Genomic DNA, 13,156 nt, shown 5'->3' on the forward strand with positions numbered 1-13,156 from the left:
GTTTTTTAACTGAAGAATTTCTTAAGTTTGCTGGCTCCTTTGGCAATTCCACCGCCGATTTTTTTGGTTGTACCCAGTACATTTTTAGCAATGTTGCCCGACCAAGAAAAACTGATCGAGTCTGGTGAACGACCTGTCGGTAATTGCTGTTGCTGGCTACCTGATGCTATGAAAGTTTTAGGGCGATCGGATCGATCGTTGCCTCCAACACCAAAACCACCGCCCACAACTTTGGGATGAGTTTCTGCATCGCTGCCGTAGGTAAGAAAAAGTTTAGCCGCTTCGTACTCATCAACTAATTCTGATTTCCACTGTTCGATCTCTTGAGCAGAAGCTATGCCAGCAGCAATACTTTCCTGGAAATTAGTAAAAGCTGCGTTAACTTTATCTGTTGCTTGTTGAAGAAAAACAATTTCTTTGCTATCGATTAACCGTTTATCTTCTGTAGCTTGATGTTCGATGACTGTCTTTTTAGACTCAAGTCTGTGATCTTGAACTCCGTTGCGAGCTAAAAATTTGGCTTCAGCGATCGCCATATCAACCGTAGACTTCTTAACTTTTCTAGCACTATCAAACCCCTGTTTGACCATTTCTGCTTGGGCTTCAGACCACTCAACAGTGCCGTCCACAATATCTTGCCATTGAGATTTCATCTTGGGAATCAACTTTCTGAGTTCCCGAAATTGTTCCGCTACATCGGCAAACCGGGCAAAATCTGCGTTAGTCCAGCTTGCGATATTGCTGATGTCAACGGCGTAATGGTCGTTCAAAGACTGCAAAATTGTGTCTGTAAATCCAAAACTTTTGACTGCATCAAACAATGTCTTTTGTTGGCTTGAACTTACAGCTAATTTACCAGCATCGTATTTTACAATTGCCATTTTTTTCTCCTAGTTTTCGTATTTGTTAAGCAGCCATACTGTTACTGCGATCGCCAGTATCCAGTAAAACTTATTGAGCTTCAGCTTTTTTGTCCACAAATCCAGTAAACCAATTTTTTCAGTGACATTCGATTTTACTGAACTTTTAGGCGTAACTTTTGCCTCTGAAGTTTTGACAGCAAAAGGTACTGGCAGAAACACTGCAATTGTTGCAAAGGTTGCAGTTGTTGCGATGACTCCTGAAAATACAATCAATTTCCAGTTATCAGTCGCTATCGATCGCAGCGGAATTTGGTTGAGATTGGCAGGCTGAGATTTCGATCTCTTGACGTGAATGTAATCGGCGATTGACGCGATCGGGCTTCTTAGCAACATTGATTTTCAACTCAACACAACATCAAAACTTCCATGTCACCTATTTCATGTGACAGTTTTATTGTCGGCAAATTCAACAAAAACAAAAGAAATAATTTGGTTTGCTGAGCTTGCCGATTCTGCTGCTGAATAAGAATTTCGTTGACAATATCCTCACCCAACAGCAACAAATCTATTCCGACCACATCCCGATTTGCTTGGGTTGAGGTTTTTTTTCCCCTGGCAAACTTGCACCTTTCATGTCGATCGGCACTGAAGCCACGATTTTCCCGATAGCTGAAAAATTGCTACGGATATTGCCGACTCGATTGGAAAGTGCTGCTGCCAAATTAGTTGCCAGCGAATAGGTGAAAACATCGACCAGTTGTTCGGCTGCTGCTGCTCCAGCATCGGTCAAACCTAGTGCTGCTTCAGTCATGATTGACTGAATTGCTACAGTCATCTCACCTTTTTCTTCAGGCTCCCCGACTTGTTCGTTAATAGCTTCTGGGTTAATTTCATTGTGTGCCTGCTGACTTCCTGTTCGATCGCAAGCAATCTGCAAAATCGCTTCACTCGGAGCCATTAACATCGATCGCACTAAATCGAAATATCTTTTTAATTCCGCCATATCCTGTTCGTCAATTTGAGAATTCTGCCAATCTTTGTGACCCAATGCTTTCCGCACGTTGGTGATATCAGCAACTTTGGTTAATCCCAATTGAAATTTAGCTTCTGTTCTCGTAATCATTCTGTGTTTCCTCAAAATAGTTTGCTGTTTCTAGTCCAACATTTTCTAGATATTCGATGGTCTTTTCGGTGCTGCGATCGAACTGCTGATAAATTCGTTCGATTTCCACCAAGCACCACCTCAAAAAATCTGAAAATCTGCGCCCGTACAACCTTCGATCAACTTCGGGGCATAACTCCAGCAGTTCCAGCCGACGTTTGAATGTTGCCTCAGTCATTGGGCACGCAGTTCCAGGATTTGCCTGAGCTCACTTCGCGTCCACCACTCCCGCTTGCCTTCTTTTATTGCCTTTAGAACTTTTGATCGCACAACACGACGGGCTTTGAACGATTCGGGCGATCGATATTCTGGTGGAATGCCACCAAATTCTAAAATCTGATCGTCGGTAAGGTGAAAGCTGTTACCGTCTGAATCAAAAATCTCAGAAAGCCTTACTGCATTTGCTTTGTCGTTCATGGTGAGCTACTTGCCGAGCTACTTTTGTGCATTTATTTCGGACACAAAAGTAGCTCACAGACACCTAAAAAAATAAACCTAACGTCCACCAGCTCGCGGTGGCGCTGCATCAGAATTTGGAACAACTGCCGTGCAATCCCAGTACCCCATATCGCGAGCACCGCCCTTAGTTCTGGCGATCGCCTCTTCTACAGTTCTGCCCCGTACTTGCATTTTGATATCCGGGTTGTACGCGCGAACGATCGTTACTGCGTGTGTTGGTTGTAAAATCATGTTGTGTTTCTTTCCAGAAATATCACCTGCTCAGCGGAAGCTGAGTAAAGCTAGGTTGGTGCTGTAACACCAACCTAGTTCTGTGTTTGCAGGATTTCTTGACTGTAACATCCCATGGATGTTACGTCAATACAAATACTAAATATTTTATGCAAGATTTCCGTACAGTCGCAGAATATAGTAGAAAGATGACTAAGAAAAAGGGAAGCAGGGACAAACGCGATCGGCTGACATTCGATATCTCGGGGCTGCGCGATCGGCTGCTGGCTCAGGCTGCGGAACCGGGGCAGTCGCTAGCATCGATCGTTCGCATGATTTTACTGGAGGGCTTGGAACAACGCGAAAAAAAAACAGATGATCGCGATTGACGATCGGCTGGGTTTTCGATGATATCTAGTTAGCGGAGTGGGAAGTTCACCCGAATCCATTCTTCAAGTTCATCCCGCGTCCAATCCCGATCGCTGCTCTGGTTGTAGTTCCGCCAGCGGACATAGGCTTCCTTCATTGGAGAGTCGATGTCGATCGTGCAACGGTCTAGCTCTGAGTAGAAACTTCTCATAATCAGCACTTGCGGGTTAACTAGACTCGGGGTTGAGTAGCTACATAAATCGGTCTGATACTCCTTCACCCCACCCTTGAACACTGTCATCGTTGTTATACCCGTCTTCTTGTTCAGTTTGTAAGTGACACTGCGATTTTTGTACATCGCTAAGATTTTTGCGTTTGCTTCCTTGATCAATGCCGAAAGCTGTTCGCTAGTGGCGGTAGGCATGATGTAGCCGCCATTAGTAAGAACTTGACGCAATACTCGATTAGCCCAAATACGGAAAGGAATAGATACCCAACTAGCAAAATCTATTGCTATTTCAGGATGTACCCAAGTTTTAGGATAATTGCTTTGGTTTTCTGAAAAGATTAACTCGTCTTTTGTGATACCTAAATCTAAACACAAAGCATCAATGTAGTCAATTACATTTTTAGTTCTGAAATACTGTGCGATCGTAGTATTTTCAGATTTTGCCATGTCTGTTAAACAAACATAACCTTTACTGTTTTGTTCAATTTCCTGATTTTTCCAAATGTGCAACATTATTTTTTCTCCATTTCTGGCGTGTACATACCATCCTGAAAAATATGATCCAAAACAGTCCCAAAAATCCATTCTTGAATAGCTTGAACCTTGGGATGTTGATTATTGGGAGCAAGCAAAAAAGAGTAAAAAAGTGGTTCAGCTACATACAATGCAGGCCTACCCACTGGTTGTTTAACCTTCTCTAAGAATTTAAGCTCTCTTTCACGCTTAGCTAAAGACCTGAAAGCATCTGAGGGATTAGGTAAGTCAAAATACTTTCCTAAATCCTGGACTTTTAGCAAAAGATACGGAGTTCCATCAGACATAGCTGACTGAGTGCTACCTTTCTCAATCATGTGGACACCCTCTTCCCGTAAAATCTCGAAAAAAAGCTGTAATTTGTTCATCGATTATTCTTCTATCAGAGTAGGAGTGCAAATTTGCACCTCTGATATTTCTGTACTATAGAAGTTTAATATAATTAATCTATTAAATGCAATAAGCAAAAGTACCTAATTTAGTATGTAACGGAAGTTGACCCGAATCCATTCTTCAAGTTCATCCCTCGTCCAGTCCCGATCGCTGCTCTGGTTGTAGTTCCGCCACCGCACATTGGCTTTCTTAATCAATGCCGAGAGTTGTTCGCTAGTGGCGGTAGGCATGATGTAGCCGCCACTAGCATCTATTTTTGGAAGAATTACCTCAAAAACTTCCCATCGATCGATAAAACGGCTATCGCCGTTATTGAGAATACCCACAACCCTTATCCACTAAGAATTACAGGATAGATACTTAAGGTTTGGGGTAGTGGGGGTCGCACGTTCAAATCGTGTCGCTCCGATTCACAAAACCTTCTCTCTGAGGAGGTTTTGTCGTTTCTACGGTTATTTGAGTCAGCTGTGACTGTTGTTGCCCCAGAGCGCCCCGGCACTCTTGAACCCCCTCATAGCCCTGGATGAAAACACGTACTTGCCCTGATGGCTGGTGGCCTCATTGCTACATTCTTCATCTAACCTTGCAAATTTTTAACGAGATGCGCCCATTGAAACCTTATGGGAATTAGGGTTTTCGACTTAATGCCCGATTAGCTTGTACGATCGCCCCATCGCCCCATGCTTGCTTCTCTCAAACGGCGTTATTTAACATAGTCTGAAACAGCGTATCCAGAGAAGTACCAGACGCTTTTGCCATCGCAGAAATCACACTCGTCCGAGCAAAAGAACAATACAGCCCCGCTTCCAAAAACCAAGGCTGCCCCCTGGAGTCAATGCGGAAATCAAACAGACTGTAATGCCTGCAGCCCAAGGCTACATGACATTTTTTAGCAGCATCCCAAACCCTCTCTGTAATCGGGTCGCTAGGATCGACAATCCACGATTTGTTATTATCCTTAGCAACCATAGTTAAGTCACCACTTTCATCTCGTTTGAGCTTATCCTCATAACTCCGAATCGGCCGCTCATCTTTGTCCATCAGGTACTCTTCCAGCGGCAAGCAGACAAGTTCACCATCCCGAACAATAATGCCACATCTGACTTCTCTGCCGAGTTCAATAAATGACTCTACCAATACTTCATCCGAATAACCAAATGCTGTCTTCAAAGCAGAGTCGTAGTCAGAGGGATTTTTTACCAAAACTACCCCCAAAGAATTATCTGCATCCACAGGTTTGAGCACTGCGGGAGGAGGAATTTTGGGAGTATCTCCGGCGCGAAGCAATTCTCCTTCGGGCACCCTGACACCTGCTGCCGCCACAACCGCTTTTGCTTTCGCTTTGTTAGCAGTCAGCGCCATCACATCAGGAGTATTTCCCACGTAGGGAATCTTCAACAAATCAAACAAAGCTCGATAGTATGTCATCCCGGGAACGCAAAACATCTGCGGTAACATCACATCGATTTTGAGTGCTGTCAGAACCTGAACTGCTTCGGCTAAGGACATCGGATCGGCGGCGGCGAGATCCTCGCGACTCAGAGATTTCGGAAACCGCCATTGGAGTTTTTCTTCGTTGATGAGCCTCCCGTAGGGGCGGGCAACGCTTACGGGCGAAACGCAGGCAATATGAAATTCATAGAGTGCTGGATTGGCGGTGAATTCAATACAATTTTCGGCATAAAGGCGCGATAAATCTCCGTAAAACTCATCAACAGCAGACCCCACCAAATGCAAAACACGCAATACCGACATAATTAATCTCCAGCCAATTCGACAAGCTTACCAATATTAAAGTCAATCCGAATCCAGCCCTTAAGCAGCCGTAAATTTCCTAGCAAGAGGGATGGTATATGCACGTGATGAACCATCAAAAATGGCAGCGGATCGGACCACTCAAAAATAGCATCTTTGCCGCTAGCAATGATTTGTAACCTTCGCCCTGTCTCAACGGGAGACCACAAATGCGTTACCAACCGCCAAATTTCATGGTAGATCCAATAAGTTGGGCGACTTGATTCGAGCGGTTGAATTACAGCAGGCAAAGGCTCTGTTTCTAAATAAGCTTTTGCCACATCGGGATTGTTGTAAAACATGGTAATGGCTGAATGAGTGCGGGGGTTGCACTCGATCGCATAAATGCGTCCATCATCATTGGCTTGAATGAAATCAAAGGAAACTTGCCCAGTTAAATTCAAACCGCCCACAAACCGCCTCACCCATGCTTCGATTTCTGGATGCTCCACCATTTCATAATTTATCTGAAATGCTGACGACTTGCAGCAACAGTGCAGCCGCAGTTCCCCATCGCGGACTGTGCTGTGGGTGCAGTATTCTTGTCCGGGAATAAACGCTTGCATAATCCAAGGATTGCGATCGGAGATAGGCAAATCCTTGACAAATGCCGCTGTCTCTGCGGGTGTATTGCACGGTAGTTTAGTCAGGTCTAACCTGCGTACAGAGTCGTAGGGAATGCTTTTGAGAATGTATTGGCGCTTTTGCCCTGAAAAATCAAAATCAAGCACCTGCTGCGGCCCTGTGATGCAGTAGGACTCAGGTACAGAAAGACCTAATGATGTTGCGACTGCGGAAAACTGATATTTATCATCTAGTTGCTGAACCATTTCTGGATCGACGTGCAGGATTTGGCAGTGAGGCGAAAGTGCCTGTTTAGCTAGAGCATCGTAATAACTGGCAACTGGACTGCAAACTGGTACGTAAACATCTACCGCTTCTTTTTGGACAATTTCTAAAAGTGCATCAATGTAGTCTTTGGATTGAGGATTCGGTACTGTATAAAAACGATCGACTGCCCAAGAAAATCGATGCCCGGTTAACCAGTATTTGTGTGATTCGACCAAAATCACCCGATGGCCGGCCCGATCGAACGATCGAGCTAGCTGCAACGCCTTGGTCATCTTGCCGCCGCTGACCAAGATCGTTTGAGGATTGGCCGCGGCTGTCCTAGACTGAAACGGTTTAACTAGAATTGCCGCCAGCAGGGCGATCGCCGTTACAGCGACATTCAGCGGTAGCACCAACAGCAGCAACAAGAGAGTTCCGACTGTTTTTACTAAATTCCGCAGCCGCCCGTTACCTGCCATTGTTTGAGGCTCAGGCTGCATTGTTGCGATCGAAATTTTTTGCGTCATGCTTTCCTTATCACCCTGAATAAAATTGGTTCGTAGTGAGGAATGCGAGTCCTCTTAATTACCTAGGCTTATTGCATAAATTTTTGATTGATAAGTCAACCGCAGATTTAAGGCAGATCGACGCATATCGACGCAGATAATTTCAAGACTTGAGAGGGAATGAATGAAATTGAAGTAAGAGTGTTTGTAGTGAGGACTCCCTTCCGCATTCAAGAAGGACTAAAGTCCTCACTACAAACCTATTTGAGTGTTCGGTGTCGGATTGTCACCTAGACTCGGCGAATCAGGGTAAGACCATCTCTCAACGGAAGCAGTACCTGCTCGATCCGAGGATCGCCTGCAACTGCTTGGTTGAATTTGGCGATCGCGCGCCCGTTAGCAGTAGCCTCACCTGATAGATAAGGCTGCCCCTGCATCAGGGTATTGTCTGCACAAATCAAAGCGTTGGGTGCCAGCAAATCGGTGTCTAGCAACAAGTTCAAATAGTCTACATATCCAGCCTTGTCGGCATCAATAAAGACCAAATCGAACACTTCACCAGCAGCGGCTAACTCTTTGAGAGTCAACAGCGCCGGTGCAACCTTGACTCTTATTTTGTGACCGTGGTCCGACTCTTTAAAACATTGCTGAGCAAACTCGGCCACGTAGGCATCTAGTTCGCAGGCAACGACTTCGCCGTCATCGGGCAGGGCTTCGGCCATAGCGAGGGCAGAGTAGCCGGTAAACATACCGATTTCTAACACTCGCTTCGCCCGAGTTAAATGCACAAAAAATTTGAGAGTTTGACCTTCGATATGCCCTGAGAGCATTTCTTGCTCTAACTGCTGTACAGTCTCGCTGTCGGAAAACCGCTGGCTCCAATCTTCTGCTTGGGTGCGCCGGGCCAGGGCTGCGAGAGCCGGTGACTCGGGCGTTGTACAGCTATTGATGTAAGGATCTAACCCGCTTGCTAACTCACAGGCTTGTCGCAATTGTGACTTCAGATCTGCATCAACGCTATCTGAGGCTTCTATCTGCTGTGTGAGATACTCTAGTTTGGTCGCCAGGATGCCTAGCGGTGTAACTGGTCTGGGGGCTACTGTCATGCTTTCACACCTGCTGCGATCGCAGCGCTAGCCGTCTCTAGCGAGATATACATATCTTCACCATCTCCACCGCGAGGATAGCCGCGACAAATTTCTTTGTGGATTGCCAGCATTCGATCCAACTCATCTTTTGTCAGATCGTTGATGAAAAAACAGCTTCCGATCGGCTTGGGAACTGCGGCCCGCTGCAAACCATCCCGCGTCCGGCTGATGGATTCTGTGGCTTTCCACAATAATTCAGAGGTGAGATAAGGGCTGTCGATCGCCAAACCGATGCGGCTCATCAATCCTAAAATGCGATCGCGATCGAGGATCGAAATATAGCCCCGCTGCTGAGCAATCGTTGCCGAGAATGCCATATCAATGTTGACACCGTGACCGTGGAACATTGGAATTTCCGGCGTTAGTTCCAGGGTAGGGCTCCAGGTATGACCGTATGCAATCACGCGATCGAGATCGAGCTCGTGCAAGTTGGGTACTTCCAGCCCCAACATGGTGTTAATCGCATCATAGGTGACCTTGTGAGCCACTTCCCGGATCTCTGCCGTACCGTTCAAGTAGCCGAAGTGAGTGTGCAAAAGTGCTTCGCCGTGCTTTTCCAACAGCTCAAAAATTTCGCTGTTGGCGACGACAGCGATCTTGATCAACTCTGCCATGCCGTTACGCACCTGATCCACAGGCAGGGTTTTCAAGAAGGAGAAGTCTAGAATCACCTTTCCAGAAGCGTGATAAGCACCCAGACGATTCTTTAACTTACCGTGGTTGACGGCTACTTTGATCGCGACACTCGCATCAATCAGTCCGATCAGTGTCGTGGGCACTCGGATATAGTTAGTGCGGCGGCGGTAGGTGGAACAGGCAAAGCCAGCCACATCCGTAGTTAAACCACCCCCAACAACCAAAACAGGCTCTTTGCGAACCAGCCCAAAGTCTGCAAACGCATCAACGATCCGCTCAAAAGTCCGCAGCGTCTTATCTGTTTCCTTGATTGTTACCGGAAATACAGTTAAGTCAATCTCGTGATGCTTGAAATAAGCGTGCATTTGCTGGCCGTACAAACCGTAGACTGTCTTGTCTACGACCATTAAACAGCGCCCAAACTGACGGTAGCTCTCTGCAATTTCAGAGTTCTCAAGTCCAAAGGCTCCATCCACGTATAGCAAGCTGAAGTCGATCTTTTCATATCCCTCAATATGAAAGGCTTTTTCCGTAGCTTTGTAAGTTGCTTGGACGTTACCCATGAGATGATCCTGGTATCTTGACATTACATAACTTAACATTTTTTTTAATCTGGATCGCGATCGTCAACCTCTTAACCCGGTTTTTGTCTGTAATTCCACTGATGCCCCAGATCCCAGAATTTTTATGCAAATAAATAAAAATATACTGTCAAGATCGCCCAAATCGGTTGTTTTCCGGGAAGTTTGCTGTGACTCGGGCGATCGCAATCCCAGTCGCGGATTCAAATTCAATCGGTGCGATCGCAAAAACCCGCCTAATTAAGCGGGTTTTGTAGTTGTCCTAAATATTTTCACTCTTGAGCAATAATTAAACAATCAGTGCCAACTTTCGACAAAAAATCTGAAAATGCTGATGTGGGGCTGCTATCTTTGTTGACAACTCTGCGGAGTGTATAGCCTTTTTCAGGAGGTCTGCCGAAAAACGAGTTTCTGCGATCCCAGATATCCCCATTCGGAGTGTTCGGATCTCGATCGATCAAAAAATCCATAATCCACGGCGGTACAGACAATCCAAACGCGATCGGCGTAATGTGCCCGTGCTGCAAAGTTGCATCCGAGAAGCGGAACAAGTAGCTGAAGCGAGAAAATTTGACGGCATAAAGTAACATCCGTCCCGCCATTGATGAATGAAATGTCCAGACAACAGGTTCATAAATCCGCAGTAATAACGTTAGTTGCTCGGGATTCCATTCTGAATTGTACATCGTCAGACAATAGTCCGGTAAAATATTCCCGTCCATAAAGAAGATACCTTGCAGGGTTTCGGGGAATTCGGGTGGATGTTCTGCTTTCATCCAAGTTGCGATATCTTTTAGTTTCTTTGTTTCGATTAACATGGTATTATTTAACCTCGAAAAGTGTTTACATTTCGCACCCAGTTAGATAACCAAAATTAAGTTCGTAGTGAGGACTTTAGTCCTTCTTCAGACAAGGATAGAGGACTAAAGTCCGAAGGATCAAACCTGTCCCGTTAGACAACCCAAAATTAGGTTCGTAGTGAGGACTTTAGTCCTTCTTCAGACAAGGATAGAGGACTGAAGTCCGAAGGATCAAACCTGTCCAGTTAGATAATCAAAATTAGGTTCGTAGTGAGGACTTTAGTCCTTCTTCAGACAAGAAGAGAGGACTGAAGTCCGAAGGATCAAACCTGGTTTTTCGATTAATTACTGCTGCAAATTAGGTGCGGACGATCGCCTAACTTTGCCAACGGTACTAATGACATCCACCAGCATCTTCAGTGCGATATCTTTAGCGGGGCAAATCCGTCCCGCACTCCGATCGCCCACCGCATGAAAACCCATATGATAAGGGCACAAATTCTCCCGCTTAGCGTTGAATTCGTACACCGTAGAGCCCCAGAAACTGCCGTCAAGCAGCCCCAGACTGAGCGGTATCAGTACCTTGGTGCCGGCGGGGAAAGTGCGCTGTTTGCCCCCTACCGTGGCGGTAAATGGCTCTGTCGCGACTCGGTGGGTGGCGCTCACCGGAGCCCAGAGGCGCCCGCATTCCAGGAGGAAAAGCTCGATCGACTGGCGATCGTCCAAATCGAGATCGTCCCAAAAATCCGTCGGATTAATTTGGGCAGTCTGTGTTCCTTTATACGCCGGGAGAGGGCGGTATCCCATAGCCGTGTAACCGAGGTGCAAGGGGCCTTGCAGTCCCGCTATCCCCATAATCGCTGTCATCAGCTTCGCCAATTCCCGCCTAGTCATCCCGTTGTTTTCCGAGCTCACCTCGAAGTCGGCTAAGGCGGGAGAATTTTCGTAGATAGTCGCCGCGCGCTCGATTAAAGCCGACAAATCCCCATGTCCAAACAGGTTCAGGCTTTGCAGCAGGCTGCCCGCGACGGCGAAGTAGTGCGCGGGGCTTTGGCGGATGTAATGTAAATCGGTGAGAAGTTCGATCGCAGACTTGTCATCTGGATTAATCCCAAAAATTACGTAGTGCAGGTATGGAACTAAAAATCCCATCCAGCCGCGCCTGACATCGGTAAAAAATGTTTCCCCCGCACCGTGCGGCATCTCAATATAATCCGCAGCCAGCCGATCGAGCAACCGCCTGCTGGTTTCGTCTTCTTGGCGATCGGTTGTGGCGCTGTTGAAGAGATATTTCTGCATACAGCTTCGGAATGCTGCGTGGTTGCTGCTACCGTCTGGTTCGCGATCGGACAAAGACAGCAGGAAAAGGTTCCTACCGCCGACATCTTGGTTGGGGGAGAGATCGGGATCGAGGACAGAAGTACCCAGCCGCCATCCGCGCGCCTGAGGCGATGTGAGTGCTTCTTCGAGTGTGGCAAACTCTCCCATCACGACTTGTCCCGCGCAGCAAAAGTTATTTCCGAAAGCCAGCCGTTTTGCCGGCAAATAGGTGGGTTCGTTGGCAATTAAACCCTCGATCAGGGCGATCGCGGGCAGCATCGTTTTACTGAGGCCCTCCTCGGGGTTTTCCAAAGCCCAAGCCTGAAACTCATTCAGGGCCGGGTTCATCAGCGGTGAGAAAATAGTATCTAAATTTAGGTTCACGATAATTCCTCCGAGATCCTCTGGCCATAACACGCTACGCATTTAGCAGCAAGAGGGTATTGAACCCCTATTTACCGGGATTTCATACCCTCAAAAATTGCCAAAATCAGTAAGTATAACTATAGCCATCTTTATTTGTGAACGTCGTGGCAATATAGATATAATTCTACTGAATATGTCTGCGTCCAAGTCTAGGCTTATTCCGGAGATTTGATGCAATTTCTCACAATTCCTGGTAAGTATATGTACTCTCTAATTTTTAATTATTAGCCCCAATCTCTGAGAGTCGCAGATAACCGTAGTTATCTGCGACTACTTGCTACTAGATTGAGGCAAAATCGGCGACACCAATCAGACTCGACGATACTCCAATTAAAGAAGCAAAAACTTTTCCGGTTGAGGCAAAACTAATCTGAGTTATGTCATTACTTTCAGTAATTGCCAACAGCGAGAAAGTCACTTTATTACGGAGAATCAGCAAATCTTTGCCATCTTCAAAATCGGCAACCGTATCGATGCCCGAATCATTAGATAGTAAAAAGCGATCGCCCCCGAGGCCAGGGCGAACGCATCTAAATTTAATGTTAACAGAATATGGTATATTGGAGAAGAATTGTTGAGTAACTACAAATTATTTAATTAGGGTTTACCTGTATTAAACTCAAACCTAAAATTACCATCGCCGACCATTTTTCTGACCTAGAAGATCCAATAGTCGAGCGGACGAGACATCATCAATTAATTGATATTATCACCCTCTCAATTTGTGCCGTGATTTGCGGTGCTGATACATGGGTGGATATCGAAAGTTATGGACGAGCCAAATATGAATGGTTAAAAAAAAAATTTTAGAATTGCCGAATGGCATACCTTCCCATGACACAATTGCGCGAGTATTTTCTCGCCTGAATCCGGAACAATTTCAGAAATGTTTTTT

Annotated in this window: 17 protein-coding genes and 1 pseudogene; 2 read left to right on the top strand and 16 right to left on the bottom strand. The window is 46.0% G+C overall.

Annotated elements, in window-relative coordinates; genetic code table 11:
• Positions 1 to 5 precede the first annotated feature (5 nt).
• The 7 genes from JGK39_RS09470 to JGK39_RS09500 all read right to left on the bottom strand — a co-directional run bounded on the left by JGK39_RS09470 (position 6) and on the right by JGK39_RS09500 (position 2,715).
• Positions 6 to 881: a hypothetical protein gene (locus tag JGK39_RS09470; RefSeq protein WP_293296154.1), complete on the bottom strand. Its 876-nt coding sequence runs from the start codon at positions 879 to 881 to the stop codon at positions 6 to 8.
• 9 nt (positions 882 to 890) lie between these two features.
• The gene (locus tag JGK39_RS09475) at positions 891 to 1,256 is read right to left on the bottom strand and encodes a hypothetical protein (protein WP_293296156.1); all 366 of its coding nucleotides are present in this window, start codon (positions 1,254 to 1,256) and stop codon (positions 891 to 893) included.
• Between the two features lie 11 nt (positions 1,257 to 1,267).
• Complete coding sequence (locus JGK39_RS09480) at positions 1,268 to 1,441, bottom strand: hypothetical protein (RefSeq protein WP_293296157.1); 174 nt, start codon at positions 1,439 to 1,441, stop codon at positions 1,268 to 1,270.
• Positions 1,429 to 1,986 carry a hypothetical protein gene (locus JGK39_RS09485; RefSeq protein ID WP_293296158.1) on the bottom strand — a complete coding sequence of 186 codons (558 nt, stop codon included), beginning with the start codon at positions 1,984 to 1,986 and terminating at the stop codon, positions 1,429 to 1,431. Before JGK39_RS09485 ends, JGK39_RS09480 begins: the two co-directional genes overlap by 13 nt.
• Positions 1,964 to 2,203 (bottom strand): hypothetical protein, encoded by a 240-nt coding sequence (locus JGK39_RS09490; RefSeq protein WP_293296160.1) that lies wholly within the window; start codon positions 2,201 to 2,203, stop codon positions 1,964 to 1,966. The genes JGK39_RS09485 and JGK39_RS09490 overlap by 23 nt, the downstream gene beginning before the upstream one ends.
• Complete coding sequence (locus JGK39_RS09495) at positions 2,200 to 2,442, bottom strand: hypothetical protein (protein WP_293296162.1); 243 nt, start codon at positions 2,440 to 2,442, stop codon at positions 2,200 to 2,202. Before JGK39_RS09495 ends, JGK39_RS09490 begins: the two co-directional genes overlap by 4 nt.
• 78 nt (positions 2,443 to 2,520) lie before the next feature.
• Positions 2,521 to 2,715, bottom strand: a complete 195-nt coding sequence (locus tag JGK39_RS09500; RefSeq protein ID WP_293296164.1) for a hypothetical protein — start codon at positions 2,713 to 2,715, stop codon at positions 2,521 to 2,523.
• A 98-nt stretch (positions 2,716 to 2,813) separates the two neighbouring features.
• On the opposite strand from JGK39_RS09500, the gene JGK39_RS09505 reads away from it, so the two are divergent.
• Entirely contained in the window at positions 2,814 to 3,083 is a 270-nt protein-coding gene (locus JGK39_RS09505; RefSeq protein ID WP_293296166.1) for a hypothetical protein, read from the top strand.
• Between the two features lie 29 nt (positions 3,084 to 3,112).
• Here JGK39_RS09505 and JGK39_RS09510 read toward each other — a convergent pair whose 3' ends face one another.
• The 9 genes from JGK39_RS09510 to JGK39_RS09550 all read right to left on the bottom strand — a co-directional run bounded on the left by JGK39_RS09510 (position 3,113) and on the right by JGK39_RS09550 (position 12,219).
• On the bottom strand, positions 3,113 to 3,805 hold the full coding sequence (locus JGK39_RS09510; RefSeq protein ID WP_293296167.1) for a KilA-N domain-containing protein: 693 nt from the start codon (positions 3,803 to 3,805) through the stop codon (positions 3,113 to 3,115).
• On the bottom strand, positions 3,805 to 4,194 hold the full coding sequence (locus JGK39_RS09515; protein ID WP_293296169.1) for a hypothetical protein: 390 nt from the start codon (positions 4,192 to 4,194) through the stop codon (positions 3,805 to 3,807). The genes JGK39_RS09510 and JGK39_RS09515 overlap by 1 nt, the downstream gene beginning before the upstream one ends.
• 105 nt (positions 4,195 to 4,299) lie before the next feature.
• Positions 4,300 to 4,545: a hypothetical protein gene (locus JGK39_RS09520; protein WP_293296170.1), complete on the bottom strand. Its 246-nt coding sequence runs from the start codon at positions 4,543 to 4,545 to the stop codon at positions 4,300 to 4,302.
• 367 nt (positions 4,546 to 4,912) lie between these two features.
• Positions 4,913 to 5,974, bottom strand: coding sequence for a D-alanine--D-alanine ligase (locus JGK39_RS09525; RefSeq protein ID WP_293260828.1), 1,062 nt, complete (start codon positions 5,972 to 5,974; stop codon positions 4,913 to 4,915).
• 2 nt (positions 5,975 to 5,976) lie between these two features.
• Complete coding sequence (locus JGK39_RS09530) at positions 5,977 to 7,371, bottom strand: ATP-grasp enzyme (RefSeq protein WP_293260830.1); 1,395 nt, start codon at positions 7,369 to 7,371, stop codon at positions 5,977 to 5,979.
• A gap of 269 nt (positions 7,372 to 7,640) precedes the next feature.
• Positions 7,641 to 8,456, bottom strand: a complete 816-nt coding sequence (locus tag JGK39_RS09535; protein ID WP_293260832.1) for a class I SAM-dependent methyltransferase — start codon at positions 8,454 to 8,456, stop codon at positions 7,641 to 7,643.
• On the bottom strand, positions 8,453 to 9,721 hold the full coding sequence (locus JGK39_RS09540; protein WP_293260835.1) for a sedoheptulose 7-phosphate cyclase: 1,269 nt from the start codon (positions 9,719 to 9,721) through the stop codon (positions 8,453 to 8,455). Before JGK39_RS09540 ends, JGK39_RS09535 begins: the two co-directional genes overlap by 4 nt.
• A 266-nt stretch (positions 9,722 to 9,987) precedes the next feature.
• Positions 9,988 to 10,533 (bottom strand): hypothetical protein, encoded by a 546-nt coding sequence (locus tag JGK39_RS09545; protein ID WP_293260838.1) that lies wholly within the window; start codon positions 10,531 to 10,533, stop codon positions 9,988 to 9,990.
• Positions 10,534 to 10,860: 327 nt separating this feature from the next.
• A complete protein-coding gene (locus tag JGK39_RS09550) occupies positions 10,861 to 12,219 on the bottom strand; it encodes a cytochrome 450 (protein ID WP_293260840.1) in 1,359 nt (452 codons plus the stop codon).
• A 654-nt stretch (positions 12,220 to 12,873) separates the two neighbouring features.
• Between JGK39_RS09550 and JGK39_RS09555 the strand changes: the two are divergent.
• Positions 12,874 to 13,156 (top strand): annotated as a pseudogene (locus tag JGK39_RS09555) (ISAs1 family transposase); the annotation flags it as partial.

The organism is Microcoleus sp. PH2017_12_PCY_D_A (assembly GCF_020738565.1).
Lineage (GTDB): Bacteria > Cyanobacteriota > Cyanobacteriia > Cyanobacteriales > Microcoleaceae > Microcoleus.

What these genes read in the sequence shown, in the direction of transcription:
- JGK39_RS09470 (WP_293296154.1), bottom strand. Translation starts at nt 881, where the DNA reads ATGGCAATTGTAAAATACGATGCTGGTAAATTAGCTGTAAGTTCAAGC.
- JGK39_RS09475 (WP_293296156.1), bottom strand. Translation starts at nt 1,256, where the DNA reads ATGTTGCTAAGAAGCCCGATCGCGTCAATCGCCGATTACATTCACGTC.
- JGK39_RS09485 (WP_293296158.1), bottom strand. Translation starts at nt 1,986, where the DNA reads ATGATTACGAGAACAGAAGCTAAATTTCAATTGGGATTAACCAAAGTT.
- JGK39_RS09490 (WP_293296160.1), bottom strand. Translation starts at nt 2,203, where the DNA reads ATGACTGAGGCAACATTCAAACGTCGGCTGGAACTGCTGGAGTTATGC.
- JGK39_RS09495 (WP_293296162.1), bottom strand. Translation starts at nt 2,442, where the DNA reads ATGAACGACAAAGCAAATGCAGTAAGGCTTTCTGAGATTTTTGATTCA.
- JGK39_RS09500 (WP_293296164.1), bottom strand. Translation starts at nt 2,715, where the DNA reads ATGATTTTACAACCAACACACGCAGTAACGATCGTTCGCGCGTACAAC.
- JGK39_RS09510 (WP_293296167.1), bottom strand. Translation starts at nt 3,805, where the DNA reads ATGTTGCACATTTGGAAAAATCAGGAAATTGAACAAAACAGTAAAGGT.
- JGK39_RS09515 (WP_293296169.1), bottom strand. Translation starts at nt 4,194, where the DNA reads ATGAACAAATTACAGCTTTTTTTCGAGATTTTACGGGAAGAGGGTGTC.
- JGK39_RS09525 (WP_293260828.1), bottom strand. Translation starts at nt 5,974, where the DNA reads ATGTCGGTATTGCGTGTTTTGCATTTGGTGGGGTCTGCTGTTGATGAG.
- JGK39_RS09530 (WP_293260830.1), bottom strand. Translation starts at nt 7,371, where the DNA reads ATGACGCAAAAAATTTCGATCGCAACAATGCAGCCTGAGCCTCAAACA.
- JGK39_RS09535 (WP_293260832.1), bottom strand. Translation starts at nt 8,456, where the DNA reads ATGACAGTAGCCCCCAGACCAGTTACACCGCTAGGCATCCTGGCGACC.
- JGK39_RS09540 (WP_293260835.1), bottom strand. Translation starts at nt 9,721, where the DNA reads ATGTCAAGATACCAGGATCATCTCATGGGTAACGTCCAAGCAACTTAC.
- JGK39_RS09545 (WP_293260838.1), bottom strand. Translation starts at nt 10,533, where the DNA reads ATGTTAATCGAAACAAAGAAACTAAAAGATATCGCAACTTGGATGAAA.